Origin of the sequence: Tamlana sedimenti (genome assembly GCF_038148895.1) — a bacterium.
Classification (GTDB): domain Bacteria; phylum Bacteroidota; class Bacteroidia; order Flavobacteriales; family Flavobacteriaceae; genus Tamlana.
The window spans coordinates 276,228-300,804 of record NZ_JBBVGQ010000001.1 but is presented as its reverse complement, the minus strand read 5'-3'; the positions used below and the strand labels follow the sequence as shown (position 1 = coordinate 300,804).

Here is a 24,577-nt window from a genome sequence, read left to right as displayed (position 1 = left end):
ACTTTTGTAAAAGTTGTGGGTGAGTTTCTCTGTTGGAAGAGAACTTTTTTAATTTTGAAAGTAACGGAGTTATTTATCTGTATATCTTTAAAAATTGCCTGTCTACATTATTGTTGTAGAGTTCCAATAATTTCTTTTTGCCATTTGCTCCCAATTGACTTCTAAGTTTTTGGTTGTCCAGTAATTTTGAAAGTTGCTCGTTAAAATCGTTTTGGGTTTTATATAGCAAACCACATTCAGCACTTTCAATAAGGTCTTTTTGCGCTTTGCTTTTGGTGGCCAATATGGGAATTTCGCCATACATATATTGAAACAATTTATTGGCAACGCCAGAATCATGCTGTGGATTTACTTCAAAAGGGGCTAACCCAATAGATATTTTTTTAAGGTAGGATGGAAGATATTTAACATCAGACCACGGAATATACGTAATGTTGTTCTTTAATATGTTGTGATTCAAGTACAACTGGAAACGGGTTCTGTCTGCCTTGTCAATCGGACCTATTATAAGAGTATGGAATTGTTTTCCACTTTCTAGAATATCAATGATCCATGGTAAAAGTTCAATTATACCACGACGTTTAGCAACTACACCAAAGTAGAATAAGGTAGGGGATGGAGGTTCAAATTCCACTGGAAAATCATTTTTTTCAAAATCCTGAAAGCTCTCAAAATCGGGCATATTTGGGTGCACATATATTGGTATGTTTTTTAACGCAGGCATTCGCTCTTTTAAGTTTTCTTTAAAAGAATCACTTAAGACTACAAGATTGTCGGCATATTTCAAATATTCCTCTTCTTTGGCGTACCATTTTTTTGGTTGAACAACATATTTTCGCCATCCCTTTGTAGCCCATAAATAAGAGTTTATGGCAGCCGGATAATTTTCATGAAGGTCCAAGGTTAAGGGGATACTATAAAGACTTTTATTAATGCCTTTTTTGCTAGCTCTTGCCATGTAGAGGTCATGAACATGAAGCGCTTCTATCTTATTTTTATTTATAAAATTGGTAATGTTTTTTTGCCATAAACGTTCATAAAAACTAAAGTTTGTATGAAGAAGGACAAGAAGATCTTTAAATTTTTTAAAGATTTTTATTCTTGTAACTTTTATGTTGTTATAGGTTTTGTAATCGTTGTTAAAATCGAAGCACAAAACAAAAATAGAGTGGCCCTCGTTCAATAACAAACGTATTTCTTTTTGCACCCTGTGGTCGTTATCAAATTCGTTATCGACTACTATTCCAATATTCATGTAAAACTATTAGAAATCATTATTGCGAGAATAGGTTTTATTGATTTAAAAGTAGAAAAGATGCTCAAGGCTTAAATCCGTTCTGCATATACAATGTAATATCTTGGGGTAAACCACCTTAAAATAGGACGAAAACCAATTTTTCGGGTCGGATTAGTCCATTTTTTTCTATCAATAATCTTCCATCCGGTTTTTTCCAAAAGCCAGTCAAATTGCCAATCTTCAAATTCATGATAATGTCTGTCTAACATGTCCGTTTTGCTTTTGTAAGCTGAAGAAAACCATAATCTTAATGGGATACTGGCAACCAATTTGTCCGATTTTATGGATTTTAAAACGGTAAATGGAGAAAGTAAATGTTCAAAAATTTCAAAAGCCGTAACAATTTCTGCTTTAGAATGTTCAATAGTCGAAGTGTCAATATCTAAGTCTTCTCCTTTAGTGTTTTCAACCTTAAAACCATTTTGTTTCATGATGTCTGAAAAATGATTTTCAACTCCTAGGTCTAAAATGGTTTCTTTGTTGGAAACGTGTTCTTTCAAAAATTCTAAAGTGTATTTAAAACGCTTTTTATAAGTTCTATCGTACATTGTTTTTACTAAAATTGATACGTTATGGCATTGATATGCATGCCAGCACCAACACTTGCAAAAATAACAATATCTCCCTTATTTAGATTATGGTTTTCAAGTTGGTTGCGTTTTACCAAATCAAGTAATGTAGGTACTGTGGCCACCGAACTATTCCCTAGTTTTTGAATGCTCATGGGCATTATATTTTTGGGAATCTCAGTTTTGTAAAGACGATAAAAACGCTTCAAAATGGCTTCATCCATTTTTTCATTGGCCTGATGTATGAAAATCTTTTTAACATCTTTTATCCCAAAACCGCTGTTGTCCAAACAAGTTTTCATGGCTTGAGGCACTTGTGTAAGAGCGAACTCGTAAATTTTTCGCCCGTCCATTTTAATGTAACGGGTATCTTTGTCCAATTGAGGATTATTGGATTTTCCGAAGAACAAATAATAAGCCTCGTCATAGGTAAAGCTGGCCGTTTCATGTGCCAATATGCCTCCTTCTTCTTTAGTGGCTTCAACTATTGTGGCACCTGCACCATCGGAAAAAATCATGGCGTCTCTGTCGTGCTTATCGGTTACACGTGATAGGGTTTCGGTACCAATAACCAAACAGCGTTTTGCCATGCCCGCTTTTATAAAGGCTTTGGCTTGTATAACACCTTCCACCCAGCCTGGACACCCAAACAAAATATCATAAGCTATACATTTGGGGTTTTTAATGCGCAAACTATGCTTAATCCTTGATGCCAACGAAGGCAACATGTCACTTTGTATGGTGTTGTATTTTACATCGCCAAAATTGTGTGCGACGATGATATAATCTATGGTTTCGGGGTCTATTTTGGCGTCTTCAATGGCTTTTTCAGCAGCAAAAAAACCGAGGTCTGATGAGTTTAAATGATTCTTAGCATAACGACGTTCAGCTATACCGGTAATCTCTTTAAATTTTTCAACAATAACTTCGTTGGGTGAGTTTATTTCTGAACCATCAGTATTTAAAAAAACATGGTTATGAAAAGCCGTGTTCTTCTCAACAGTGCTGGGAATGTAGCTGCCAGTACCCGTTATCTTAATATTCATAAATCAATTTGCCTTAAATATTTTAGTACAGGGCAAGATAATTGCTTTTTACAAAATGCCAATTTGATACTATTGGAATTTACGATGTTCAACTCTCGTTTTATGCCTAGGCATAAGCCTCAATTGGTGTGCACGAGCAAATTAAATTCCTGTCTCCATAAGCGTCATCAACACGTCGAACGCTTGGCCAAAATTTATTATTCTTAATGTATTCTAAAGGAAAGGCTGCTTCTTCTCGCGAATATGGGAAATGCCAATCGTTGGCGGTTACCATGGCTAAAGTATGCGGTGCATTTTTTAGTACATTGTTCGCGTCTTCTTTAGACGCATTATCGATTTCTTTTTTAATTGAAATCATGGCATCGCAAAAACGGTCCAGTTCAGCTTTGCTTTCACTTTCAGTGGGCTCAATCATGAGCGTTCCGGCTACGGGGAAAGAAACTGTTGGTGCATGGAATCCGTAATCCATCAATCGTTTGGCAATATCGGTCACTTCTATGCCATTGGCCTTAAAGGGACGACAATCTACAATCATTTCGTGAGCAGCTCTGCCTCGTTCACCAGAGTAAAGAGTGTTATAGCTTCCTTCCAATCGGTGCTTGATATAGTTGGCATTTAAAATGGCTACTTTGGTAGACTCTGTTAAACCTTCAGCCCCCAGCATTTTTATATATCCATAGGAAATCAAACAAGCCAAGGCCGAACCAAACGGCGCTGCAGAAATTGCGGCAATGGCTTTTTCGCCTCCCGTTTTTAAAACTGGGTTTCCAGGTAAAAAAGGAACGAGTTGTTTGGCCACACAAATAGGGCCAACACCCGGACCACCACCACCATGTGGAATGGCAAAAGTTTTGTGCAGGTTAAGGTGGCACACATCGGCACCAATATTTCCTGGGTTGGTTAATCCTACTTGCGCATTCATGTTGGCGCCATCCATGTAAACTTGCCCACCATTATCATGGATGATTTTTGTGATTTCTTTTATCGCTGATTCATAAACACCGTGCGTGGACGGATAGGTTACCATTAAAGCCGATAAATTATCTTTATGCAATTCTGCTTTTTCACGTAAATCGTCAACATCAATGTTGCCTTCGTCGGTTGATTTGGTTACGATGACTTTCATGCCCGCCATAACAGCACTTGCGGGATTTGTGCCGTGTGCCGAGGATGGAATCAAACAAATATTCCTATGGTGGTCTCCACGCGATTCATGATAGGCTTTTATAACCATGAGTCCGGCAAACTCACCCTGAGCACCAGAATTTGGTTGCAAAGATGTGGCTGCAAAACCAGTAATTTCGGTAAGTTGATCTTCCAGTTCTTTTAGAACGATTTGATAACCTTTAGCTTGTTTTAACGGAGCAAAAGGATGAATGTTGGCCCATTTGTAAATACTTAAAGGCAACATTTCTGATGCGGCATTCAATTTCATGGTGCAAGAGCCCAATGAAATCATGGAATGGTTTAAGGCCAAATCTTTGCGCTCTAAAGATTTGATGTAGCGCATCAATTCGGTTTCAGAATGATAAGTGTTGAATACGGGTTCGGTTAAAAACTCCGTTGAGCGTTTTGAGGACGCTTCAATATGGTTAGCTTCAGTAATTTCAGAAATGACAATGGTTTCCTTTTTTGCGCCTTCAGCAAAAACAGCAATCAAATAATTAAGATCTCTTATTGAGGTTGTTTCATTCACTGAAATGGTTACTGTTTCCTTATCAGGATAATATAAATTCACCTTTTTTTCAGTGGCAACCTTCTTTATTTTTTTTGCCTTTGTTTTTATTTGAAGCGTATCAAAGTATGAGGTGTTGATTTGTTTGTAACCCAATTTTTCCAAAACATGGGCTAAGGTTACAGTTTTGTTATGGACTTGATTAGCAATAAACTTCAACCCTTTTGGGCCGTGGTAAACGGCATACATGCTGGCCATAACGGCCAAAAGCACCTGAGCAGTACAGATGTTAGAGGTGGCTTTATCTCGTTTTATATGCTGCTCTCGCGTTTGAAGCGCCATACGTAGTGCACGGTTGCCATTCGCGTCTTTGGTGACTCCAATAATACGTCCTGGCAAATCACGTTTGTAAGCTTCTTTAGTCGCAAAATAAGCAGCGTGGGGACCGCCATAACCCATAGGAATACCAAAACGTTGGGTAGTACCTACCACAACATCAGCTCCGAATTTACCTGGTGCCTCGAGCTTTACCAAACTTAAAATATCGGCAGCAACAGCAACCTTTATTTGGGCATTGTTGGCTTCCTGTATAAACGATTTAATATCGGTGATTTGTCCGTCTTTGCCTGGATATTGTAAAATGGCTCCGAAGAATTCTTTGGAGAAATCAAATTCATCCTCTTTACCAACTACCAATTCAATGCCAATTGGGTTTGCTCTTGTTTCAAGAACGGATAGTGTTTGGGGTAAAATGTTTTCGGAAACAAAAAACTTATTGATGTTTTCCTTTTTCTGTTCGCGCTCCCGAACTGCAAAAAGCAAACTCATGGCTTCAGCGGCTGCTGTGCCTTCATCAAGCAAAGAAGCGTTGGCAATTTCCATACCGGTTAAATCGATGACCATGGTCTGGAAATTTAAAAGGGCTTCCAATCTGCCTTGGGCAATTTCAGCTTGGTATGGCGTGTAAGCCGTATACCAACCCGGATTTTCAAGAATATTACGCTGAATTACGGCTGGCATTATGGTAGGGTGGTAGCCCAAGCCAATATATGTTTTATACGCTTTGTTCTTTTTTGAAAGTTCATGAATGTGCAATAAATATTCATGTTCCGTCATGGGTTCGTCAAGATTCAAGCTATTTTTTAATCGAATGTCGTCTGGGATGGTTTCATAGATTAATTGGTCTAAACTATCTAATCCCAGTGTGTTTAACATAAGTTTTTGGTCATCTTCTCTAGGGCCTAAATGACGCAGTGCAAAAGCGTTTGTGTTCATTCAAAAGTCGATTTAAAATACAAAGTGCAAAAATACACAATATTTAATGCTCATAATCAAGTGCCGAGATAAGTTTTTAACGGTTTAAAGGCTTTATCAACACTTTGATTACTTTTGCTTTATGAAGGTGCTGAAACAGCTTTTTAATTTTTACATCAATAGTAGTATTCATGTGGCTTTGGCCGTTGTTTCCTTGGCTTGCGTTACTTTTTTTGAATTTGACATTTCCGTTGATAAAGCTACATTGCTATTTCTGTTCTTTTCGTCCATTACCGGATATAATTTTGTTAAGTTTTTTGGGTTGGTTAAATTTCATCATAGAAGTCTAACAAATTGGTTAAAATATGTTCAGGTTTTCTCTTTTTTCTCCTTTGTCTTTATGTGTTTTTTTGCTTTTGAAATGCAGATGAAAACCTTGTTGAGTGCCATTGGTTTTGGTACTGTTACATTTTTTTATGCCATTCCATTTCTGCCAAAGGATTGGTACGTGGGTAGCAAGTCGAGCTTAAGAACGGTTAGCGGCCTTAAAATTTATTTAATTGCAATAACATGGAGTGGTGTTACGGTGCTATTGCCCCTGATAGAAAATGACTGTCCTATAAACATGGATGCGCTAATAACAAGCATACAGCGCTTTGCTTTGGTGATTGTATTCATGTTGCCATTTGAAATTAGGGACTTGAGGTACGATAGTTTGGCACTAGCCACGGTGCCACAGAAAATAGGTGTTAAACGGACAAAACAATTAGGTATTTTGTTGTTGGTTTTTGTTATCCTTTCGGAATTTTTTAAAGATGAAACGTCCGTTAGGTTTATCATCCCATTAGTCGCAATTTGTATGGTTACAGCATTATTTGTGCTTTTTTCAAAAATGGAACAGGGGAAGTATTACAGCTCTTTTTGGGTGGAAGCTTTGCCAATTTTATGGCTAGGGTTGTTGCTTTTTTTTTTTAGGCGGATTGTTCTTTTATGGCTTTGTCCACCTCTTTTTTCATGGACTCTTTGCAGTTTTTGTCCAGGCATTCTATTTTTGAAGTTCTAACCGATTTGGTCAATTTGGTATTGTTTTTCGTGTATTCCCGACAGGCTTTACAATAAATTAAATGGACATTTAGTTTTATCTTTTCCCAAAGGGAGGCTTCTTTATACTGTGTTTTATCGCAAACATGGTTTGCTTTTTCGCAAGGAAGAAACACCTTAAATTTTGCACTCATAATTAAAACCAGTTTTCTTTTAGGCAGTCTGCCAGAGCAGTGCGCGCTCTGTGAATTATTACCCAAAGGTTAGACGCTGTAATATTTAGTTCATTACAAATTGTTTCGGTTTCATGGCCAAGTATGGTTTTCATTTTAAAAACCTCAGCCTGTTTTTGAGGTAATTTTTCCAAGCAATTATAGATGGCTTCCCCAAGTTCCATGTTTTCCAATTGGTCTTCGGCTGTTTTGTCAAAGGGGTCTGCCACGCGCTCTTCCAACCAATCGCCATCAGATTCATCATCTGAATTATAGGTCATTCTAACTTCGGCCTTTCCTTTGTTCGAATTTATTTTTCGATAATAATCAATGATTTTTCGTTTTAAGATGGAGATGAGCCAAGTGCGTTCGCTTGCTTCCCCTTTAAAATTTTTCATTGATTTTAAACCTGCCAAAAATGTATCCTGAACCAAATCTTGCGCAATAACCCTATCGCTAACCCGCGAAATGGTGTAATTGAAAAGATAGTCAGAATAAAGGTCAACCCAATTATTTGGATTTATTTCATGGCTTGGCATCAACGTGCAATTTTTCTTTTCTCAAAAATAGGATAAATAAATGGATTTTTTAGTCATTCAAATAGTTGTGCAGTTTGAATGTATGATGATGATTTCTCACTAAAATTAATCAATCAATTATTTTGATTAAATTTAAGAGAAAAAATCCCGTTTATTAAATTATTAAGTTTGACTTCTGAAAGTTATAATAGAAGAGATATTTTGAAAATCTATGGTCTATCAGGCCTAGGCTTAATGGCATACCCCATATTTTTTTCGTTTATGGAAAAAGAGCAAATTTTAGAACGCCCCATTCCTTTAAGTAATCAACGGCTGCCTGTTGTTGGTTTAGGGACTTGGCAATCTTTTGATGTGGGCAATTCTGTTGAAAAACGAAAAGTGCTCGCCGAGGTCTTATCGAAAATGAACAATTACGGTGGGCGAGTTATTGATTCTTCACCCATGTATGGAAGTTCAGAAGCCGTTGTTGGAGATTTAACTTTTGATGCAGATTTCGCAAAAAGCTTTTTTTACGCTACCAAAGTCTGGACGGTGGGCAGGGATGCTGGAATTAACCAAATGGAAAATTCCTTAAAACTTTTAAAGCGCCAACAAATGGATTTAATGCAAATCCATAATCTGGTGGATTGGAAAACCCATGTAAAAACTCTCAAATCTTGGAAAGAACAAGGGAAGATTAAATACTGGGGCATTACCCATTACACCGATGTAGCCCATTCAGATTTAGAGAAAGTAATAAAATCTGAAAATCCAGATTTTGTGCAATTTAATTATTCAATATCATCAAGACACGCCGAAAAATCCTTGTTTGACGTAATAAGAAAACATAGAACAGCTGTTTTAATTAACCGTCCATTTGAAGGTGGCAATTTGTTTCGGATGGTAAAAGGGAAACCTTTACCATTATGGGCAAAAGACTTCAATATAACAAGTTGGGGACAATATTTTCTTAAGTTTATCTTATCCAACGAATTGGTTACCTGCGTTATTCCCGGAACTTCAAAACCCCACCATATGATCGATAACATGATGTCTGGTTATGGTCCCATGCCAGATAAACGTACGAGGGAATTAATGGTTGCCTACTTAAAAAAGTTGTAAGTGTTTGACTTAACTGCTTTGCTGCCTTATTTGTTTAACTCAATTAATCCCGCTCGTTTCAACAAAGCTTCTGGTTCTGGTTCTTTTCCGCGGAAGCGTTTATAAAGCGTCATTGGGTTGTCTGTTCCACCTTGCGACAGTACATTATCCTTAAATTTATTGGCAACGGTTTTGTTGAATATGCCTTCCTCCTTAAAATATTCAAAGGCATCGGCATCTAAAACTTCGGCCCATTTATAACTATAATAACCTGATGAATAGCCACCTTGAAAAATATGCGAAAAGGAGGTGCTCATGCAATTTTCGGCAACATCAGGATAAAGTTGGGTGCTTTTAAAGGCTTTGAGTTCATGGGCTTTTACATTTTTTATTTTATCTGGGGACTCACCTGCGTGCCAGCTCATGTCCAACAATCCAAAACTAATTTGGCGTAGAGTCTGCATGCCTTCGTGGAATGTAGCCGACTCTTTTATTTTTTCAATCAAATCCATGGGGATTACCTCGCCTGTTTGATAATGCGTGGTAAATAATTCAAGGGCTTCCTTTTCATAACACCAGTTTTCCATAACTTGGCTAGGCAACTCAACGAAATCCCAATAAACACTAGTTCCCGATAAGCTTGGGTAAGTGGTATTGGCCAACATGCCGTGCAACGCATGGCCAAATTCATGGAATAAGGTGGTTACTTCGTTAAACGTTAATAGCGATGGTTTGCTTTTGGTAGGTTTCGTGAAATTGCAAACTATGGAAACTTGCGGTCTGCTATTTTCACCATCTTTTATGTATTGCGATTTGTATGATGTCATCCAAGCACCATTGCGTTTACCAGGTCTTGGGAAAAAATCGGCATAAAAAATGGAAACCAAATTACCTTTGCTATCGGTTACTTTATAAGTTAAAACATCTTCATGATATTTGTCAATATCATGGATTTCCTCAAAATTCAAATCGAATAATTTATTGGCAATAACAAACGAACCTTTAATTACATTTTCCAATTTGAAATAAGGTTTTAGTAATTCGTCATCAAGATTGAACAGCTTTTGTTTTAATTTTTCAGAATAATAAGCGCCATCCCATTTTTCAAGATGGTCTATGCCGTCCAAACCTTTTGCGAAGTTTTCGAGGTTCTTAAATTCACGTTCTGCGGCTGGCTTCGCTTTTTCCAGCAGTTCATCCAAAAACGATTGAACCTTTTCAGGTATCTCTGCCATACGTTCTTCAAGAACAAAATGTGCGTGCGTTTTATAGCCTAACAATTGAGCGCGTTGATGTCTTAACTTTATAATGTCGAGCACGATGTTTTGATTGTCCAATGTATCACCTTTAAAACTTTTTGCACCTGCGGCCAAAGCCAGTTTTTTGCGCAGATCGCGATTATCGGCATAAGTCATGAACGGAATATAGCTCGGGTAGTCCAATGTGAATAACCAACCTTCTTTGTCTTTGCTTTCGGCCAATTGTTTTGCTGCTTCAATAGCGCCTTCTGGAAGGCCAGATAAATTGACTTCATCTGTTATCAGCATTTCAAATTTGTTGGTTTCGGCCAAAACATTTTCACCAAATTTCAATTTTAACTGACTTAATTTTTTATCAATTTCCCTTAGCTCTTTCTTTTTGTCTTCCTGTAAATTAGCACCGTTTCTTGAAAAACTTTTATACTTTTTATCGAGCAGCGTTTCTTGCTCAGTAGTTAAATTTAGAGTGTTTTTTGAGTTGTAAACAGATTTAACACGTTTGAATAAATCTTCATTTAAAGTGATATCGTTACTGAATTCTGATAATAAAGGAGAAACTTCTTGAGCAATTTTTTGGATGGTCTCATTGGTTTCGGCAGAATTTAAATTGAAAAAAATGCTTGATATTCTATCCAATTGCTCACCAGAGAAATCTAAAGCCTCAATGGTATTTTCAAATGTAGGAAGCTCTGGGTTGTTGACGATGGTATCAATCTCTTCTTTGGCCATTTTGATGGCTTCTTTAAAAGTAGGAAGAAAATCATCGTTTTCAATTTTTGTGAACGGAGGCGTATTATATTTGGTTTTAAATGGAGTAATCAGCGATTTTTTTATCATTTTTTCAAATAATGTGTTAAATATTGTGTTTGCTGTGCGCGCATAATAAAATTTTTCTATTTTTGCCCGCGACAATAAGAAGAGTGACTAACTCATGAGATTTATTTGTTAATAGCTGGAAAGCCCTGAATTTTATTCGGGGCTTTTTTATTTCAAATCCTTTGCAGATTCGTGAACTTTAATTTTGAGGCCTTCTTTGTAAGCTACAATTTTATCGAGTACATATTTATCGCTTGCACCAATAATTTGCGCTGCCAAAATACCAGCGTTTTTTGCACCATTAAGGGCAACAGTGGCTACAGGAACCCCACCAGGCATTTGCAAAATAGATAAAACGGAGTCCCATCCATCAATAGAATTGCTGCTTTTAACAGGAACACCAATAACAGGCAAAGGAGATAGCGATGCAATCATGCCAGGTAAATGGGCGGCACCACCAGCGCCAGCAACAATAACTGAAAAGCCGCGAGTGTGGGCATTTTTACCATAATCGAATAATTTTTCTGGTGTACGATGTGCCGAAACAATATCTACCTCAACTTCAATATCAAAACCTTTTAAGACGTCTATGGCATCTTGCATAACAGGAAGATCGCTTTTGCTTCCCATAATAACTCCTACTTTACTCATAATTATTCACTTATAACTTTTATTGTGCTCTTTACCTGTTCGGCAATTTTTCTGGCTTCATTTAAATCCTCGTTAACGATGGTTACATGCCCCATTTTTCGGAAAGGCCTTGTTTGTTTTTTACCGTAAATATGTGGGGTAACACCATCCATGTGCATAATGGTTTCAATGTTTTGGTAAACTACGTTGCCTTTATAACCTTCAGCTCCTACCAAATTTACCATAACACCACCAACTTTACTATCGGTTCTGCCCAATGGCAAGTTTAAAATGGCTCTGATGTGCTGTTCAAATTGCGATGTGTAGCTTGCCTCAATACTTTGATGCCCTGAGTTGTGAGGACGTGGCGCTACTTCATTTATTAAAATTTGGTCATCTTTGGTCTGAAACATTTCAACAGCCAAAAGCCCAACATGGTTAAATGCCTGTGAGGTTTTTAAAGCCACCTCTTGAGCTTTTTTCGCGACGTTATCATCTATTCTTGCTGGGCAAATAACATATTCCACTTGGTTGGCTTCAGGGTGGAATTCCATTTCTACCACTGGATAGGTTTTGGTTTCACCTGATGCATTTCGGGCAACAATAACGGCAAGCTCGTTTTTAAATGGCACCAAGGTTTCAGCAATGCATTCACCCTTTGGTAGTCCTTCCAAATCTGAAAGTTTTCTAACAACCTTCACGCCATTGCCATCGTAACCAAACTGGGCAGCTTTCCAAACAAAAGGAAAATTTAGGCCTCCGTTATTTATGGCATCTTCAATTTCTGATAAATACGCAAAACGTGAAAAGGGTGCTGTAGGCAAATTGTGGTCCACATAAAACAGCTTTTGTTTCGCTTTATTTTGAATGGTTTGTAATGTTTTAGAAGATGGGTATACCTTTACGCCTTCCTTTTCAAGGTCTTCCAAGGCATCAACATTTACATTCTCAATTTCAATAGTCAATACATCAACCTGCTTTCCAAAATTGTAAACAGCATCATAATCCAATAAATTTCCCAGATGAAATTCATCGCAGGCAATTTTACACGGTGCATCTTCAGCGGCCTCTAAAACACAGGTATAAATATCAAATTTTCTAGTGTTGTAAAGTAGCATTTTACCGAGTTGGCCACCGCCAAGAATACCAAGTTTAAAATTTGAGGAGAAATAATTCATTTGAACAAAAATTAACTAAAATCGCGTAAATGTTTCGCAAAAATACACTTAAATCTTAAATTAGTTCCCAAATCATAAATCAAAAAAGAGATAATCGAGATTCTATTGATTATCTTTGCAACTTTCAAAAAATAGTAACCGTGATAAAGCTACATGATAAATATTTTAAGCCATTTATTTCGGCTAAGCAAATAGATGAGGCTTTGCAGCACATGGCAGACCAAATTGCTAAAGATGTGGGTGATGAAATCCCAGTATTTGTAGGCATTTTGAATGGATCGTTTATGCTAACCAGTGATTTTGTAAAAAAGTATCCAAACACTTGCGAGGTTACTTTTATTAAATTGGCGTCTTATGAAGGTTTGAAATCGTCTGAAGACATTCAGCGTTTAATTGGCCTGACCCAAGATTTAACTGGGCGCACTGTTATTATTTTAGAGGATATTATTGACTCTGGAAAAACCCTGGCCGAAGTGCACCGCATTTTTAAGAACGAAAAGGTGAAGTCCTTGAAGATCGCAACACTTTTTTACAAACCAGAGGCCTACAAGAAAGACTTTAAACTACATTATGTTGGTATTGAAATTCCCGATAAATTTATAGTCGGTTACGGATTGGATTATGATGGATTGGGAAGAAATTTACCAGAAGTATATCAAATTAAACAAACGCAACACATGACAAACTTAGTACTATTTGGTCCTCCGGGAGCAGGTAAAGGAACACAAGCAGAATTTTTAAAAGAGAAGTATAATTTAGTGCACATTTCAACAGGTGATGTTTTTAGATTCAATATTAAAAACGAAACCGCGCTAGGCATGTTGGCCAAATCTTATATGGACAAAGGCGAATTGGTTCCGGATCAAGTAACTATTGATATGTTGAATGCTGAGGTAGAAAAAAATGCCGATGCCAAAGGTTTTATTTTTGACGGATTTCCGCGTACCAATGCACAGGCCGAAGCTTTAGATAAACTTATGGACAGCAAAGATTCGCAAATAAATGCCATGGTTGCTTTAGAGGTTGATGATGAAATTTTAGTGGAGCGCTTGCTGAAAAGAGGACAAACCAGTGGAAGGGCAGATGATGCCGATGAATCCATCATTAGAAATAGAATCAAGGAATATTACGATAAAACTGCCATTTTAAAGGAATACTATTCCGCACAAAACAAATATTTTGGTGTTGACGGTGTTGGTTCCATTGAAGATATCACCAAGCGATTGAGTGGTGTTATTGATGCTCTTTAGTTAAAAAGTTTATTCGCTATTTATATAGCTGAAACTCACGAAAACTTGATAAAGAAGATACTAATAGGAGTTTTAATAATCGGACTTTTCTCCATATTCGGAATTGCTATTTTCATGGCAAACTTTGATATTTTCGAGGAATCAACAGAAATAGAATTAAATGCTGAATGCGATTTCGAAGGTTTGCGTAAAGTAAAAATGACTGAAATGAGTGGGAATGCAACTGTAAATAGGTCAATTCACATTTACGCAACAGAATGTAACAGTGACAATAATGTTGAACCAGAACCAATTTTTGCCGCAAGTGCTGGATTTATAAAGCCTAAAGATGTAAGTTTTGAATGGAAAAATTTTGACACCTTAACAATTAAGTACAATAAAAAGTTGGATATTTTCATACAGAAAGGAAAATCGGAACAGGTAAAACCGAAAATAATATTTGAGTATAAAGCGGAATAAAAAGCCAGTGAGCAATAATGTTGAATTACAATTACAGGGATTAGACTACGTCCAAATCTACTCGGATTTGCTTACTTCTTTGCTAAACCTAAAATTATTAACTTTAATCCAATAACTGACGGTTATACTAGGGCTTGTTTAGAAAAACTCAACTAAACAACTCCACAAAAAAAAATAAACACAGAAAATGACCGAAGGAAATTTTGTAGACTACGTAAAAATGTACGTGGCATCCGGAAACGGAGGCAAGGGCTCTGCACATTTACATCGCGAAAAATATGTTGCCAAAGGAGGCCCTGATGGTGGTGATGGTGGTCGTGGCGGTCATGTTATTGTTCGTGGAAAAGAAAATCTTTGGACGCTTCTGCATTTAAAATTTAAGAAGCACATTCGCGCTGGCCATGGCGAACACGGCAGTAGTGGCAGAAGTTTTGGAGCTGATGGCGAAGATGTTTACATAGACGTGCCTTTGGGAACTGTGGTTCGGGATACGGAAACCAACAACATCATTTTTGAAATAACCAAAGACGGTGAAGAAAAAATACTTGCGGAAGGTGGTAAAGGCGGACTGGGAAACTGGCACTTTAAAACGGCCACAAACCAAACGCCTCGATATGCACAGCCCGGTTTGCCCATGGAAGAAAAGTACATTACCATGGAACTTAAGGTACTTGCCGATGTGGGATTGGTGGGCTTTCCAAATGCCGGAAAATCAACGTTGCTCTCGGTAATCACGTCTGCTAGGCCTAAAATTGCCGATTACGAATTCACCACCTTAAAACCCAATTTAGGTATTGTGAAATACCGGGATTTTCAAACCTTCGTCATGGCAGATATTCCCGGAATTATTGAAGGTGCTGCGGAAGGGAAGGGGCTAGGACATTACTTTTTACGCCACATAGAGCGCAATTCGGTACTTCTGTTTTTAATTCCTGCTGATGCCAAAGACATTAAAAAGCAGTACGATATTTTGTTGGATGAACTTCGGCGCTACAACCCAGAAATGTTGGACAAAGAGCGCTTAATTGCCATTTCAAAAAGTGATATGCTTGATGATGAACTAAAGGCGGAATTGAAAAAAGAATTGGACAAAGAACTGCCCATTCCGTATTTGTTTATTTCATCGGTAGCACAAAAAGGGATTACCGAATTAAAGGATACCCTCTGGAAAATGCTAAATGATTAAATTTAGAATTTAATATTCAGCTCTTTTTGCATAACGCCTCCATCGGTATTGAACTCATAAAACCAAGAGTCTCCTTTTTTGTAAATAATGGCGTTTTCACCTTCAACCAAAAACAAGTTTTCCTGTCCTGTTTTTTTGATTTTATAAACCACTTTTGGTGTCATGTCCACCAACTGATAACCGTTTTCAATTTTTTGTGCATATAAAACTGTTGGTTCTTCTGTATTAATTTTATCATCGGTAACGGCAACAACTTTTTCTTCAACTACCGGTTTTGTTTCAGCAACTTCTTTTTTGATTTCAACAACTTCAGTCTGTTTTTCCTCTTTTAAGGTTTTGATTTCCTTTTTTAATTTTTCAATCTCGGCAGCCGTTTCTTTGTTTGAAGAAGCGATGGGAGTGGTTTTCGATACCATTTTCTCGTTAGGTTCGTACTTGTAATTTTGTGCTTTAACCGATTCAAAAGCATCCCTTAAAGCCAAATTATAAGCCGTGGCATATTCTTTCTCTCTACTTTCTCCTATTTTTGAAGTAAAAACCATATTCCCGTTACAATCTTTAAGTTCTATTGTGAGCTTGGTTTTAAACAATCCAGAGTCTTTTAAAACATCTGTGGTTAGAGCAGAACAACGATTCATGCTCAAATCCTGTGGGTAGTCTTCACCTTCCATGTAAGCTTCAAAACCATATTTATTAAATAAAAATTGGGTTAATGAGTTTAACTGGTATTGGTCTTTTTCCTTTAAAAAATCATATTTTTTCGGAACAATAATGTACTTATAATCATTCAACTGGTTTTGGGAAAAAATTGAAATTGTTATAAAAAAAGAGACTAATAATGTGAAAAACTTGGTGTTCATTTTTAATGAATTAATTTAAAATCTGAATGTAAATATACGTTTTTGAGTTTTGGTAAATGTTAAATTATAAAACTTACAAATAGTTTTTTAATTGTATGAGGTTATCTATTTTTTTAATGCCGTTGTTTGTCACTGTTTGGCTCAAATCAAAAAACACAACATCCATACCAATATTTTGTGCGCCCAATATATCGGCTTCATAACTATCGCCTACCATAATGCTTTTTTCGGCAATAGTATTGGCTTGCTGCAGAGCATAGTTGAATATTTTTGGGTTTGGTTTTTTCACTCCAACCATTTCGGAATTGGTGACCGTTTTAAAATATTTATGAATGTTAGATTGGTTCAATTTTTTGCTTTGTACTTCTTCAAAACCATTGGTAATGATATGCAAACGGTAGTTGAGGCTTAGGTATTCTAAAATTTCGAAGGTGTTTTCAAAAAGGTGGTTAAATGTGGTTAAATGGGTGATGTAATCTTCAGAAAGTTTATAAATCAATTCGTCCTCAGCCAAATAGCCAACAATCTGAAACGTTTCATTTAATCTGGCATAGCGAAGGGCACTTTTTTCAATGCGTTCCTCTCTATACAATTTCCAGTATTTTAGGTTGATGGGTACATAATGTTCTAAGAATACATTAACATCCAAATCGATATTGTTAATTTGAAAAATCCTTTGAAAAGTCAACGCAGAATTTTTGTCGAAATCCCACAGTGTATGGTCCAAATCAAAAAAAACATCTGTAATGCCGTTAATCTTCATTTGGCGAATCTATTATAATGTTAAATAATTCTTTAAAGCCTTTCCATCTATCATGGTCGCTAAACGTATAATTATGAAATATGGGTACAAATTGGCCATTCACTTGCTTGATTTCATCCATAATTTCACTTAAAACCTTCTTCTTGTCAAGCTGTGAATGTTGTTTCAAAAGGGCATAATCCATAAGATGATAAGGGACAATTTTTAGAGGCGTTTGCACTTCATAGTCCAAATCATAAAACAAAAATGGGGTGCACGAACCCGCCCTAAAACCAATGTGATCTACATAGCCCATAGTGTAATCTTCCTTAATCTCAAGTGAAATGAGGTTTCTGTAGGATTCGGGCAAATTTAGTTTTGAAAACGATTGTCGGGTTGCAATTAAATTGGTGTTCATTATTTCCTCAATCCTTAATTTTTCCTTTTTTAAGATGGACATATCCTCAATGGCAAAAAAGGAAGCTTTTAACCCAACATTGCAATAATCGCCCACATGTTTCATTAGCGAAACAAATTTCTTTTTGTTGGGGTTGATGCCTTTATCGTAGGTAGTATAATCACCAATTAAAAAGAAAAACAGGAATTTGGAGCTAGAGTGTTTCTGTCGGTTTATAATATATTTAAAAGTATCGTATGGGTCGTGAATGAAACCAAACAACACCAAAAGCCGAGTGTATAAACCTTTAAGACGCAATCTGAAAACATCTTTTATCATACCGCCAAACGAACGCATGATGCCCTTTAATTTATACTTGTAGGCACTAGGCACGTCAATGATGGGGACAACGCGATATGACTTAACGGGAAATTCAAATTTTGGAAATTGCTTTTGCAAGGCAGCCTTAAATTTGTAGGCCCAAATATCCACTACGGGCTGATGTAAAAACCCTTCTTTGTAGGCCAAACTTTCTTTGGCAGTAAACCGGCCGTAATCATCTTTTAAATGAGGCAAATATTCCTCATAACGCGACAATAGGTAAAAGGAAGCCGAAAAAATATCAAAAGGAATGGCACTTTTTTCACCAATGTGAAAGAAACATTTTGTGTTTTCCCAAGGGTGTAAGTGGATATCTAAATCGCTCAAACCCTGTTCAAACAAAATATCGTGACTTTTCACAAAAAACTCGTTGCCAAGTTGCTTGGTGGTGTAAGACATCTTTAAACTATCGTGTGCAATAAATTCCTCAATTTGGGTGGTGAAATTGACCTCAATACCCAATATCCTTTTGCAAATATGTTTAAAGACATATTTTAAACGTGGCGATATTTTATGGGTGTAAACTAATAGCATATATTCAGTAAGCAGTTTTCAGTCTCAGTAGGCAGTTTTCAGTTTTTGAGTTTACAATAATTAGTCCCGTTTTTGGAATTTGATATTTTGATTTTTTAACATCTATTCTTTAAAATTACAAAATGCCTTCATCTGCAAAACTAAAGTATGCTTTTTCTGTTATAATGAGATGGTCCAAAATTTTTATATCCAGGCTCTCTGATGCCAATTTTAGTTTTTCGGTAATTTGCTTGTCGGCCTCACTGGGCTTTAAAGTTCCCGACGGATGGTTATGTGCCAGAATGAGCCCGACGGCACCAACTTCCAAAGCATTTTTTAGCACCAACCTAACGTCAACCAAAGTGCCCGTTATGCCACCTTTGCTCAATTGGTTTTTTTGGATGACCTTATTGGAATTGTTCAAATAAATAATCCAGAATTCCTCGTGTTCCAATTCGCCAATAATGGGTTGCATTAATTCAAAAACCGATGTGCTTGAGGTTATCTTTTTTCGCTCAAGGGCTTCTTCGCTACGTCGTCTTCTGCCCAATTCCAAAGCAGCCGCAATGGTTATGGCCTTGGCTTCACCAATGCCCTTAAACTCCATAAGTTGCTTAACGGAAAGTCGCCCTAAGGCACTCAAATTATTATCTACACTCGCCAAAATACGTTTGCAAAGGGCTACAGCACTTTCATTTCTGCTGCCCGAACCAATTAATATGGCAACCAATTCGGCATCACTTAAAGCCGTTTTGCCCTTGTAAAGCAATTTTTCGCGAGGTTGATCGTCCTGGCTCCAGTTTTTTATGGAAAAGGACGCTTGTTTTTCTGTCATGCACTAAAGATAAATATTGTAAATTACAGGAGCAATAAAAAATTAATCCTATGAAGCCATTAAAAAAAGAAGACATTAGCCAAGAGGTATTTGACCTGTACGACTATTATGCCCACAACAAAATTGACAGACGCCAATTTGTAGAAAAACTTTCCATATATGCTGTTGGAGGCGTTACGGTTTCCTCTTTATTGAGTTTTATATCGCCAGATTACATAAATACCGCCATCGTGAAACCCAATGATGAACGTTTAAAATCTGAATATATTGAATATGAATCACCGAAAGGTGGTGGCACCATAAAAGGTCTGTTGTCAAAACCTGATGAGTTTAAAGGAAAACTGCCAGGCATTGTTGTGGTGCACGAAAATAGAGGCTTAAACCCTTATGTTGAAGATGTGTGCAGACGCGCAGCCTTGGAAGGATTTATCACCTTGGCACCCGATGCCTTGTCCCCTCTGGGTGGTTACCCCGGAAACGATGATGATGGACGTGCAATGCAACGCCAGCGCGATAGAAATGAGATGCTCGAAGATTTTATTGCTGCCTATGATTATTTAAGTAACCATAAAGATTGCAATGGAAAAATTGGTGTGGTTGGCTTTTGTTTTGGTGGTTGGATATCGAATATGATGGCGGTTAGAATACCAACCTTGGGCGCTGCCGTACCATTTTACGGTGGACAACCAAGTGCTGAAGACACAGCCAACATAAAAGCCCCATTATTGTTACAATTTGCAGGATTGGATACTCGAGTAAACGCTGGTTGGCCAGATTATGAGGAAGCTTTAAAAGCGAACAATGTGGAATATACCGCTCATTTTTATGATGATGTAAACCATGGTTTTCATAACAATACTACGCCACGTTATGATGAAAAGGCGGCAACTTTGGCTTGGGAACGTAGCATTGCTTTTTTTAAGGAAAAGTTAGGGTAGGTTTATTTAAAATTTTTGATTTTGTAAATAATTTCATCTATATTCGTTTTATTGACTTATAGCTAAGTTAATTACTATGTATTTTACCAAGCTCATAGTCAAAATGTAAATACCCATAACTTCATAACAAATAATGATAACTAAAAGTTTTAATTTTTACAGCAATCCTTCAATTAAGTTCATTTCTATAAAAAACGGAGTATTAATATTCGTTTTTGTTATGACTTTATCATATATTCATTCTCAAACTAATATCCCCGGCGGATTAGTGGAAGGAACTTGGACTAAATCTAATTCTCCTTATATTATCGAAGGAGCGATTCTGGTTGCTGACACAAAATCTTTGACCATAGAACCAGGGGTAAAAGTTGAGTTTCAAGGCGACTACAAGTTTTCTGTGTTAGGACAACTAATTGCAATAGGAACTGTGAACGATACAATTACTTTTACAGCTAGTAATCCTTCTCTTGGCTGGCTTGGAGTTAGATTTGAAAACACTTCGAGTACCAATGACACTTCAAGTTTTTCTTATTGTAAATTTGAATACGGTAAAGCAAACTGGCCTTCCCCTCTTAATAGTGGAGGGGCCTTTTTTATTGAGGGGTATTCAAAAGTTAATATTTCTAATTCTTTAATTGAAAATTGCTATGCGGAATTGAATGGAGGAGGAATATTTTGTGATAATGGGAGTTCTCCAAATATTAAGAATAATACTATACGGAATAATACAGCCAAAGGGGGTGGTGGTGGAATTTATGCTGGTGCTTTATGCAGTCCCGTAATTGATAATAACAACATAAGTTCAAATGTTGCATTAGAGTTGTCTGGAGCTGGTATATACACTTATGATTCTGGAGGTTCAGGTAGTCCAATAATAAAGAATAATAAAATATCTTTCAATATTTGTGATGGGGGTCGAGGTGGTGGAATACGTGTTTTATCCAAGTCAGCTTCAATCACGGGTAACATTATAACATATAATGAAGCTTCAGGTGATATTGGAGGCGGTGGATTATATATAACTAAAGTAGGAACTGGAGGAACAGGAAATATTGTTTCTCATAATGTAATTTCTAATAATAAAACATTTAACGATTTAGATGAATATGGTGGTGGTGGAATTTATTGGAGTTCTAATGGGGCAAATGATTTGATTTCCAATAACTTGATTTCAAATAATTCCACATCCAAAGATGGTGGCGGAATTCATTTTTTTGCTTCAAGCCCAACAATGATTAACAATACTATCGTTAACAATATGGCTAGAAATGGAGGTGGATTGTTTTGCAAAAATTCATCTGACCCCAATATTAGTAATTCAATTTTTTGGGGTAATGAGGCATCTGGTTCAAGAAATCAAATATACTTGGAAGATGAAGGTAGTGATCCCAATATATACTACTCCGATATTGAAAATGGCTTGTTAGGGGTTCAATCTGCTCAAAACACTTTTTATTTAGGCGAGTATTTAAACAATATAAATTTAGATCCGCTTTTCAATAATCCATCCTCAGGAGTTGGTTCTAACTTTGATGGTTTTAATTCAGATTGGACTTTAAACTCATCGGTTCCGTCTCCGTGCATAAATCAAATTAGTCCATCTAGTAATACCTCTCAGTTTGATTTGGCGGGTAACCCACGTGTTCATGAAAATTTTATAGATATGGGATGTTATGAATCTCAAGAGGCAACTTTAGGTTTAAAACGTATAAACGAAAATACTTTTTCTATTTATCCAGTTCCTGCAACTGATTATCTTAGGATAAAGGGCAAAACACAAATTAGCAGTCTTGTGATTTACAACTCAAAAGGACAAATCGTTAAGTCATATTCTAAAATAAATAATCAAGAAAAAATAGATGTTTCAAACCTTGAATCTGGCATTTATTTAATTAGGTTAAATAATTCTATTTCTTATAAAATTTTAAAAAGATAAATTTTGAACGAGATGCCTTATTACCCAAAAATAAATCAACTTAATCAGAGTTTTGGGTTTAGATTAAAGACGTTTTTTATATCTCCAAGAGTAATCCCGAGCATTGTTCAATCTCTTTACTAAAAAAGTTTTGGACAAGAGTTAATAACCTACCCAACCAACCCCTTAACAGCATCAAAATCCAGCCCACCATAATTTCCGGAACTCATTAAAAGCAATGCTTTATCATCAAAATTCTGTGAAAACAAAAAGTTTTTGAAATCTTCTGGGTTGGTGTATATGATTAAATCGTCACGCTGAAAGGCATCGGCAATTTGCTCGTGGGTCACTTTCTCCAGTTTTTTTATTTCAACGGCATGCGGTGAGTAGAATACCACGGCAACATCGGCAGAATCCAAAGCGCCTTTATATTCTTTTAAAAATTCAGCGTTTAAACTACTGTAGGTATGTAGTTCCAAACAGGCTACCAATGTGCGGTTGCTATATTGTTCTTTCACGGCGTTGGTGGTTGCTTCCACTTTACTAGGTGAGTGGGCAAAATCTTTATAAGCCACACTTTGTTTACTTTCGGCTATTTTTTCCAAACGTTTGTTGGCACCTTTAAAAGTCGCAATGGCTTCGTAAAAGTCATCTTCATCAATGCCCATATGCTGGCAAATCCATTTGGCACCAGCTAAATTGTTGAGGTTGTGCTTGCCAAAAACTTCAATTGGTAATGGCCCTTCAGGGGTTTCCAAAAGGGTTTGTCCGTTTTCAACGGTATAATCAGGCGTTCGGTAGGCTATTTTTCTAATGGTGTTTTCGCTGGCCTCAACCACACTTTTTACTTCGGGGTCTTCTTCATTGTAATTAATGCTTCCACCGCTAACAATACTATCTACAAAAATGCGGAACTGCTCCACATAATTGTCATAGGTTGGAAACACGTTAATGTGGTCCCAAGCAATGCCGCTCAATAAGGCAATATTGGGTTTATATAAATGGAATTTAGGTCTTCTGTCAATTGGCGAACTTAAATATTCGTCACCTTCCAAAACCATAAAATCGTTGTGTTCGGTAAGTTTTACCATCACATCAAAACCTTCCAATTGGGCGCCCACCATATAATCAACATCCCGGTCATGGTAGTGCATCACATGTAAAATCATGGACGTTATGGTAGTTTTTCCGTGGCTGCCACCAATAACTACACGGGTTTTATTTTTAGATTGTTCGTACAAAAACTCAGGATAACTGTAAATTTTAAGTCCCAATTCCTGTGCTTTTAAAAGCTCGGGGTTATCAGCTTTGGCATGCATGCCCAAAACTACGGCATCTAAATTTTTGGTGATTTTGTCTGGAAACCAGCCAAAGCTTTTGGGCAAAAGTCCTTTGGCTTTCAATCGTGATTTTGAAGGTTCAAAAATAGTGTCGTCGCTTCCGGTTACCTTGTAGCCTTTGTTATGTAATGCCAAGGCCAGGTTGTGCATGGCTGCACCGCCAATGGCTATAAAATGTACGTTCATGAATTGATTTTGTGAGCTGTAAATATAAGGATTGCGCGTTTTTAAAGTACCATGGATTGTCTTTAAATTTCTACCGCTGGTTTTCTTTGATGCGTTCTATTTGAAGTAATAAATCTTTTTGCTGATGCTTATTATAGGCATCTTGAAGATTTGCAATGGCCTTTTCAGGTTCATTTTGCGCCATATAAAACTTAGTGAGTTTATCATAACACACTAAAGAACCGCCTTCAATTATGGCCATTTTATAATATTTTTCGGCGAGTTCAGGCTCTTTATCATATTCATGAATATAGCCTTTGGCCAAATAGCCATCAACTTTTGAAAGTGTATCCATCTCTTGGGCAAATTCCAAGGCTTTATTTTTACTTCCTCCAAAAATGCCGGGCAATTGCATGTATAATTCAACCAAAGCCCAACGTGCATCAATATGGTTTTTGTCCAGCTCTGCTGCCTTTAAAAATGAGGCTTTTACATCGCCAATAAGTCCAATGGCCTTGAATTTGTTTTCGAGTGCCTTCATCCCTAAAACCCCACCATATTTATAATGGTAATTGGCATTATCAGGATTAAGTTCCACTAATTTTTTATACTGAATGAGCGCTTCATCCCATTTCTTTTGGTGTCCGTAGGCATCGCCCAACAACTCAATCGCTTTTACATTTTGGGGCTCAGATTTTAAAATTTGAACGGTTTGTTCTTCAGCCTCGGTAAACTGTTTTTTTTGAAATAGCAATTCAACTTGGTCAAAACTGGTTTGTCCAAATGCCAATACAGGAAGTAAAAGTAGGATGATAAACTTCTTCATGTTTTTTATTTCGAAAGGCAAAGTTAATCTTTATAAATGACTAAAAAAATGGCTAACTTCACTCATCAAAACGGATGTTTTACGCAATGGCCATTTGTTTGGTATGGCTTTTGAAACTATTTTAGAGTTAAAACGTCAATTAAAGTAAATCATTATAGTTGACATTTTTAATAG

At 36.8% G+C, this 24,577-nt stretch carries 21 protein-coding genes; 7 read left to right on the top strand and 14 right to left on the bottom strand.

Annotated elements, in window-relative coordinates; translation table 11 throughout:
• Positions 1-73 precede the first annotated feature (73 nt).
• From WJN01_RS01345 to gcvP, 4 genes are all read right to left on the bottom strand, one after another.
• Positions 74-1,255 carry a glycosyltransferase gene (locus WJN01_RS01345; protein ID WP_445195359.1) on the bottom strand — a complete coding sequence of 394 codons (1,182 nt, stop codon included), beginning with the start codon at positions 1,253-1,255 and terminating at the stop codon, positions 74-76.
• A 71-nt stretch (positions 1,256-1,326) separates the two neighbouring features.
• The gene (locus WJN01_RS01340) at positions 1,327-1,845 is read right to left on the bottom strand and encodes a class I SAM-dependent methyltransferase (RefSeq protein ID WP_370477864.1); all 519 of its coding nucleotides are present in this window, start codon (positions 1,843-1,845) and stop codon (positions 1,327-1,329) included.
• A gap of 8 nt (positions 1,846-1,853) precedes the next feature.
• Positions 1,854-2,912: a 3-oxoacyl-ACP synthase III family protein gene (locus WJN01_RS01335; protein WP_445195358.1), complete on the bottom strand. Its 1,059-nt coding sequence runs from the start codon at positions 2,910-2,912 to the stop codon at positions 1,854-1,856.
• A gap of 106 nt (positions 2,913-3,018) precedes the next feature.
• Positions 3,019-5,862 carry an aminomethyl-transferring glycine dehydrogenase gene (gcvP, locus tag WJN01_RS01330; RefSeq protein ID WP_445195357.1) on the bottom strand — a complete coding sequence of 948 codons (2,844 nt, stop codon included), beginning with the start codon at positions 5,860-5,862 and terminating at the stop codon, positions 3,019-3,021.
• A 121-nt stretch (positions 5,863-5,983) separates the two neighbouring features.
• Here gcvP and WJN01_RS01325 point away from each other — a divergent pair, with 121 nt between their 5' ends.
• Complete coding sequence (locus WJN01_RS01325; protein ID WP_445195356.1) at positions 5,984-6,904, top strand: UbiA prenyltransferase family protein; 921 nt, start codon at positions 5,984-5,986, stop codon at positions 6,902-6,904.
• Between the two features lie 174 nt (positions 6,905-7,078).
• Here WJN01_RS01325 and WJN01_RS01320 read toward each other — a convergent pair whose 3' ends face one another.
• On the bottom strand, positions 7,079-7,633 hold the full coding sequence (locus WJN01_RS01320) for a sigma-70 family RNA polymerase sigma factor (RefSeq protein ID WP_445195355.1): 555 nt from the start codon (positions 7,631-7,633) through the stop codon (positions 7,079-7,081).
• A gap of 261 nt (positions 7,634-7,894) precedes the next feature.
• Between WJN01_RS01320 and WJN01_RS01315 the strand changes: the two genes are divergently transcribed.
• Positions 7,895-8,734 carry an aldo/keto reductase gene (locus tag WJN01_RS01315; RefSeq protein ID WP_445195354.1) on the top strand — a complete coding sequence of 280 codons (840 nt, stop codon included), beginning with the start codon at positions 7,895-7,897 and terminating at the stop codon, positions 8,732-8,734.
• Positions 8,735-8,760: 26 nt separating this feature from the next.
• Here the strand turns inward: WJN01_RS01315 and WJN01_RS01310 are convergent, their stop codons facing one another.
• From WJN01_RS01310 to WJN01_RS01300, 3 genes are all read right to left on the bottom strand, one after another.
• On the bottom strand, positions 8,761-10,809 hold the full coding sequence (locus tag WJN01_RS01310) for a M3 family metallopeptidase (RefSeq protein ID WP_445195353.1): 2,049 nt from the start codon (positions 10,807-10,809) through the stop codon (positions 8,761-8,763).
• A gap of 147 nt (positions 10,810-10,956) precedes the next feature.
• Positions 10,957-11,439 carry a 5-(carboxyamino)imidazole ribonucleotide mutase gene (purE, locus tag WJN01_RS01305; protein WP_445195352.1) on the bottom strand — a complete coding sequence of 161 codons (483 nt, stop codon included), beginning with the start codon at positions 11,437-11,439 and terminating at the stop codon, positions 10,957-10,959.
• 2 nt (positions 11,440-11,441) lie between these two features.
• Entirely contained in the window at positions 11,442-12,596 is a 1,155-nt protein-coding gene (locus WJN01_RS01300; protein ID WP_445195351.1) for a 5-(carboxyamino)imidazole ribonucleotide synthase, read from the bottom strand.
• Between the two features lie 140 nt (positions 12,597-12,736).
• Here WJN01_RS01300 and WJN01_RS01295 point away from each other — a divergent pair, with 140 nt between their 5' ends.
• From WJN01_RS01295 to obgE, 3 genes are all read left to right on the top strand, one after another.
• Positions 12,737-13,846, top strand: coding sequence for an adenylate kinase (locus WJN01_RS01295; protein WP_445195350.1), 1,110 nt, complete (start codon positions 12,737-12,739; stop codon positions 13,844-13,846).
• Positions 13,847-13,891: 45 nt separating this feature from the next.
• On the top strand, positions 13,892-14,305 hold the full coding sequence (locus WJN01_RS01290) for a hypothetical protein (protein WP_445195349.1): 414 nt from the start codon (positions 13,892-13,894) through the stop codon (positions 14,303-14,305).
• A 187-nt stretch (positions 14,306-14,492) separates the two neighbouring features.
• Positions 14,493-15,491, top strand: a complete 999-nt coding sequence (obgE, locus tag WJN01_RS01285; protein ID WP_445195348.1) for a GTPase ObgE — start codon at positions 14,493-14,495, stop codon at positions 15,489-15,491.
• 2 nt (positions 15,492-15,493) lie between these two features.
• Here the strand turns inward: obgE and WJN01_RS01280 are convergent, their stop codons facing one another.
• The 4 genes from WJN01_RS01280 to radC form a co-directional block, all read right to left on the bottom strand.
• A complete protein-coding gene (locus WJN01_RS01280) occupies positions 15,494-16,351 on the bottom strand; it encodes a hypothetical protein (RefSeq protein WP_445195347.1) in 858 nt (285 codons plus the stop codon).
• Positions 16,352-16,424: 73 nt separating this feature from the next.
• Complete coding sequence (locus tag WJN01_RS01275; RefSeq protein ID WP_445195346.1) at positions 16,425-17,114, bottom strand: YjjG family noncanonical pyrimidine nucleotidase; 690 nt, start codon at positions 17,112-17,114, stop codon at positions 16,425-16,427.
• A complete protein-coding gene (locus WJN01_RS01270; RefSeq protein ID WP_445195345.1) occupies positions 17,104-18,405 on the bottom strand; it encodes a polysaccharide deacetylase family protein in 1,302 nt (433 codons plus the stop codon). The genes WJN01_RS01275 and WJN01_RS01270 overlap by 11 nt, the downstream gene beginning before the upstream one ends.
• Positions 18,406-18,520: 115 nt before the next feature.
• Complete coding sequence (radC, locus tag WJN01_RS01265; RefSeq protein ID WP_445195344.1) at positions 18,521-19,219, bottom strand: RadC family protein; 699 nt, start codon at positions 19,217-19,219, stop codon at positions 18,521-18,523.
• 50 nt (positions 19,220-19,269) lie between these two features.
• On the opposite strand from radC, the gene WJN01_RS01260 reads away from it, so the two are divergent.
• Together WJN01_RS01260 and WJN01_RS01255 are read left to right on the top strand one after the other, a co-directional pair.
• A complete protein-coding gene (locus WJN01_RS01260; protein WP_445195343.1) occupies positions 19,270-20,157 on the top strand; it encodes a dienelactone hydrolase family protein in 888 nt (295 codons plus the stop codon).
• A gap of 133 nt (positions 20,158-20,290) precedes the next feature.
• On the top strand, positions 20,291-22,093 hold the full coding sequence (locus tag WJN01_RS01255; RefSeq protein WP_445195342.1) for a right-handed parallel beta-helix repeat-containing protein: 1,803 nt from the start codon (positions 20,291-20,293) through the stop codon (positions 22,091-22,093).
• Between the two features lie 149 nt (positions 22,094-22,242).
• Here the strand turns inward: WJN01_RS01255 and WJN01_RS01250 are convergent, their stop codons facing one another.
• A complete protein-coding gene (locus WJN01_RS01250) occupies positions 22,243-23,598 on the bottom strand; it encodes a UDP-N-acetylmuramate--L-alanine ligase (protein WP_445195341.1) in 1,356 nt (451 codons plus the stop codon).
• A gap of 70 nt (positions 23,599-23,668) precedes the next feature.
• Positions 23,669-24,403 carry a tetratricopeptide repeat protein gene (locus WJN01_RS01245; protein ID WP_445195340.1) on the bottom strand — a complete coding sequence of 245 codons (735 nt, stop codon included), beginning with the start codon at positions 24,401-24,403 and terminating at the stop codon, positions 23,669-23,671.
• Between the last annotated feature and the right edge of the window lie 174 nt (positions 24,404-24,577).

Coding starts and splice junctions, on each gene's coding strand:
- WJN01_RS01345 (WP_445195359.1), bottom strand. CDS start 1,255: ATGAATATTGGAATAGTAGTCGATAACGAATTTGATAACGACCACAGG.
- WJN01_RS01340 (WP_370477864.1), bottom strand. CDS start 1,845: ATGTACGATAGAACTTATAAAAAGCGTTTTAAATACACTTTAGAATTT.
- WJN01_RS01335 (WP_445195358.1), bottom strand. CDS start 2,912: ATGAATATTAAGATAACGGGTACTGGCAGCTACATTCCCAGCACTGTT.
- gcvP (WP_445195357.1), bottom strand. CDS start 5,862: ATGAACACAAACGCTTTTGCACTGCGTCATTTAGGCCCTAGAGAAGAT.
- WJN01_RS01325 (WP_445195356.1), top strand. CDS start 5,984: ATGAAGGTGCTGAAACAGCTTTTTAATTTTTACATCAATAGTAGTATT.
- WJN01_RS01320 (WP_445195355.1), bottom strand. CDS start 7,633: ATGCCAAGCCATGAAATAAATCCAAATAATTGGGTTGACCTTTATTCT.
- WJN01_RS01315 (WP_445195354.1), top strand. CDS start 7,895: ATGGAAAAAGAGCAAATTTTAGAACGCCCCATTCCTTTAAGTAATCAA.
- WJN01_RS01310 (WP_445195353.1), bottom strand. CDS start 10,809: ATGATAAAAAAATCGCTGATTACTCCATTTAAAACCAAATATAATACG.
- purE (WP_445195352.1), bottom strand. CDS start 11,439: ATGAGTAAAGTAGGAGTTATTATGGGAAGCAAAAGCGATCTTCCTGTT.
- WJN01_RS01300 (WP_445195351.1), bottom strand. CDS start 12,596: ATGAATTATTTCTCCTCAAATTTTAAACTTGGTATTCTTGGCGGTGGC.
- obgE (WP_445195348.1), top strand. CDS start 14,493: ATGACCGAAGGAAATTTTGTAGACTACGTAAAAATGTACGTGGCATCC.
- WJN01_RS01280 (WP_445195347.1), bottom strand. CDS start 16,351: ATGAACACCAAGTTTTTCACATTATTAGTCTCTTTTTTTATAACAATT.
- WJN01_RS01275 (WP_445195346.1), bottom strand. CDS start 17,114: ATGAAGATTAACGGCATTACAGATGTTTTTTTTGATTTGGACCATACA.
- WJN01_RS01270 (WP_445195345.1), bottom strand. CDS start 18,405: ATGCTATTAGTTTACACCCATAAAATATCGCCACGTTTAAAATATGTC.
- radC (WP_445195344.1), bottom strand. CDS start 19,219: ATGACAGAAAAACAAGCGTCCTTTTCCATAAAAAACTGGAGCCAGGAC.
- WJN01_RS01260 (WP_445195343.1), top strand. CDS start 19,270: ATGAAGCCATTAAAAAAAGAAGACATTAGCCAAGAGGTATTTGACCTG.
- WJN01_RS01255 (WP_445195342.1), top strand. CDS start 20,291: ATGATAACTAAAAGTTTTAATTTTTACAGCAATCCTTCAATTAAGTTC.
- WJN01_RS01250 (WP_445195341.1), bottom strand. CDS start 23,598: ATGAACGTACATTTTATAGCCATTGGCGGTGCAGCCATGCACAACCTG.
- WJN01_RS01245 (WP_445195340.1), bottom strand. CDS start 24,403: ATGAAGAAGTTTATCATCCTACTTTTACTTCCTGTATTGGCATTTGGA.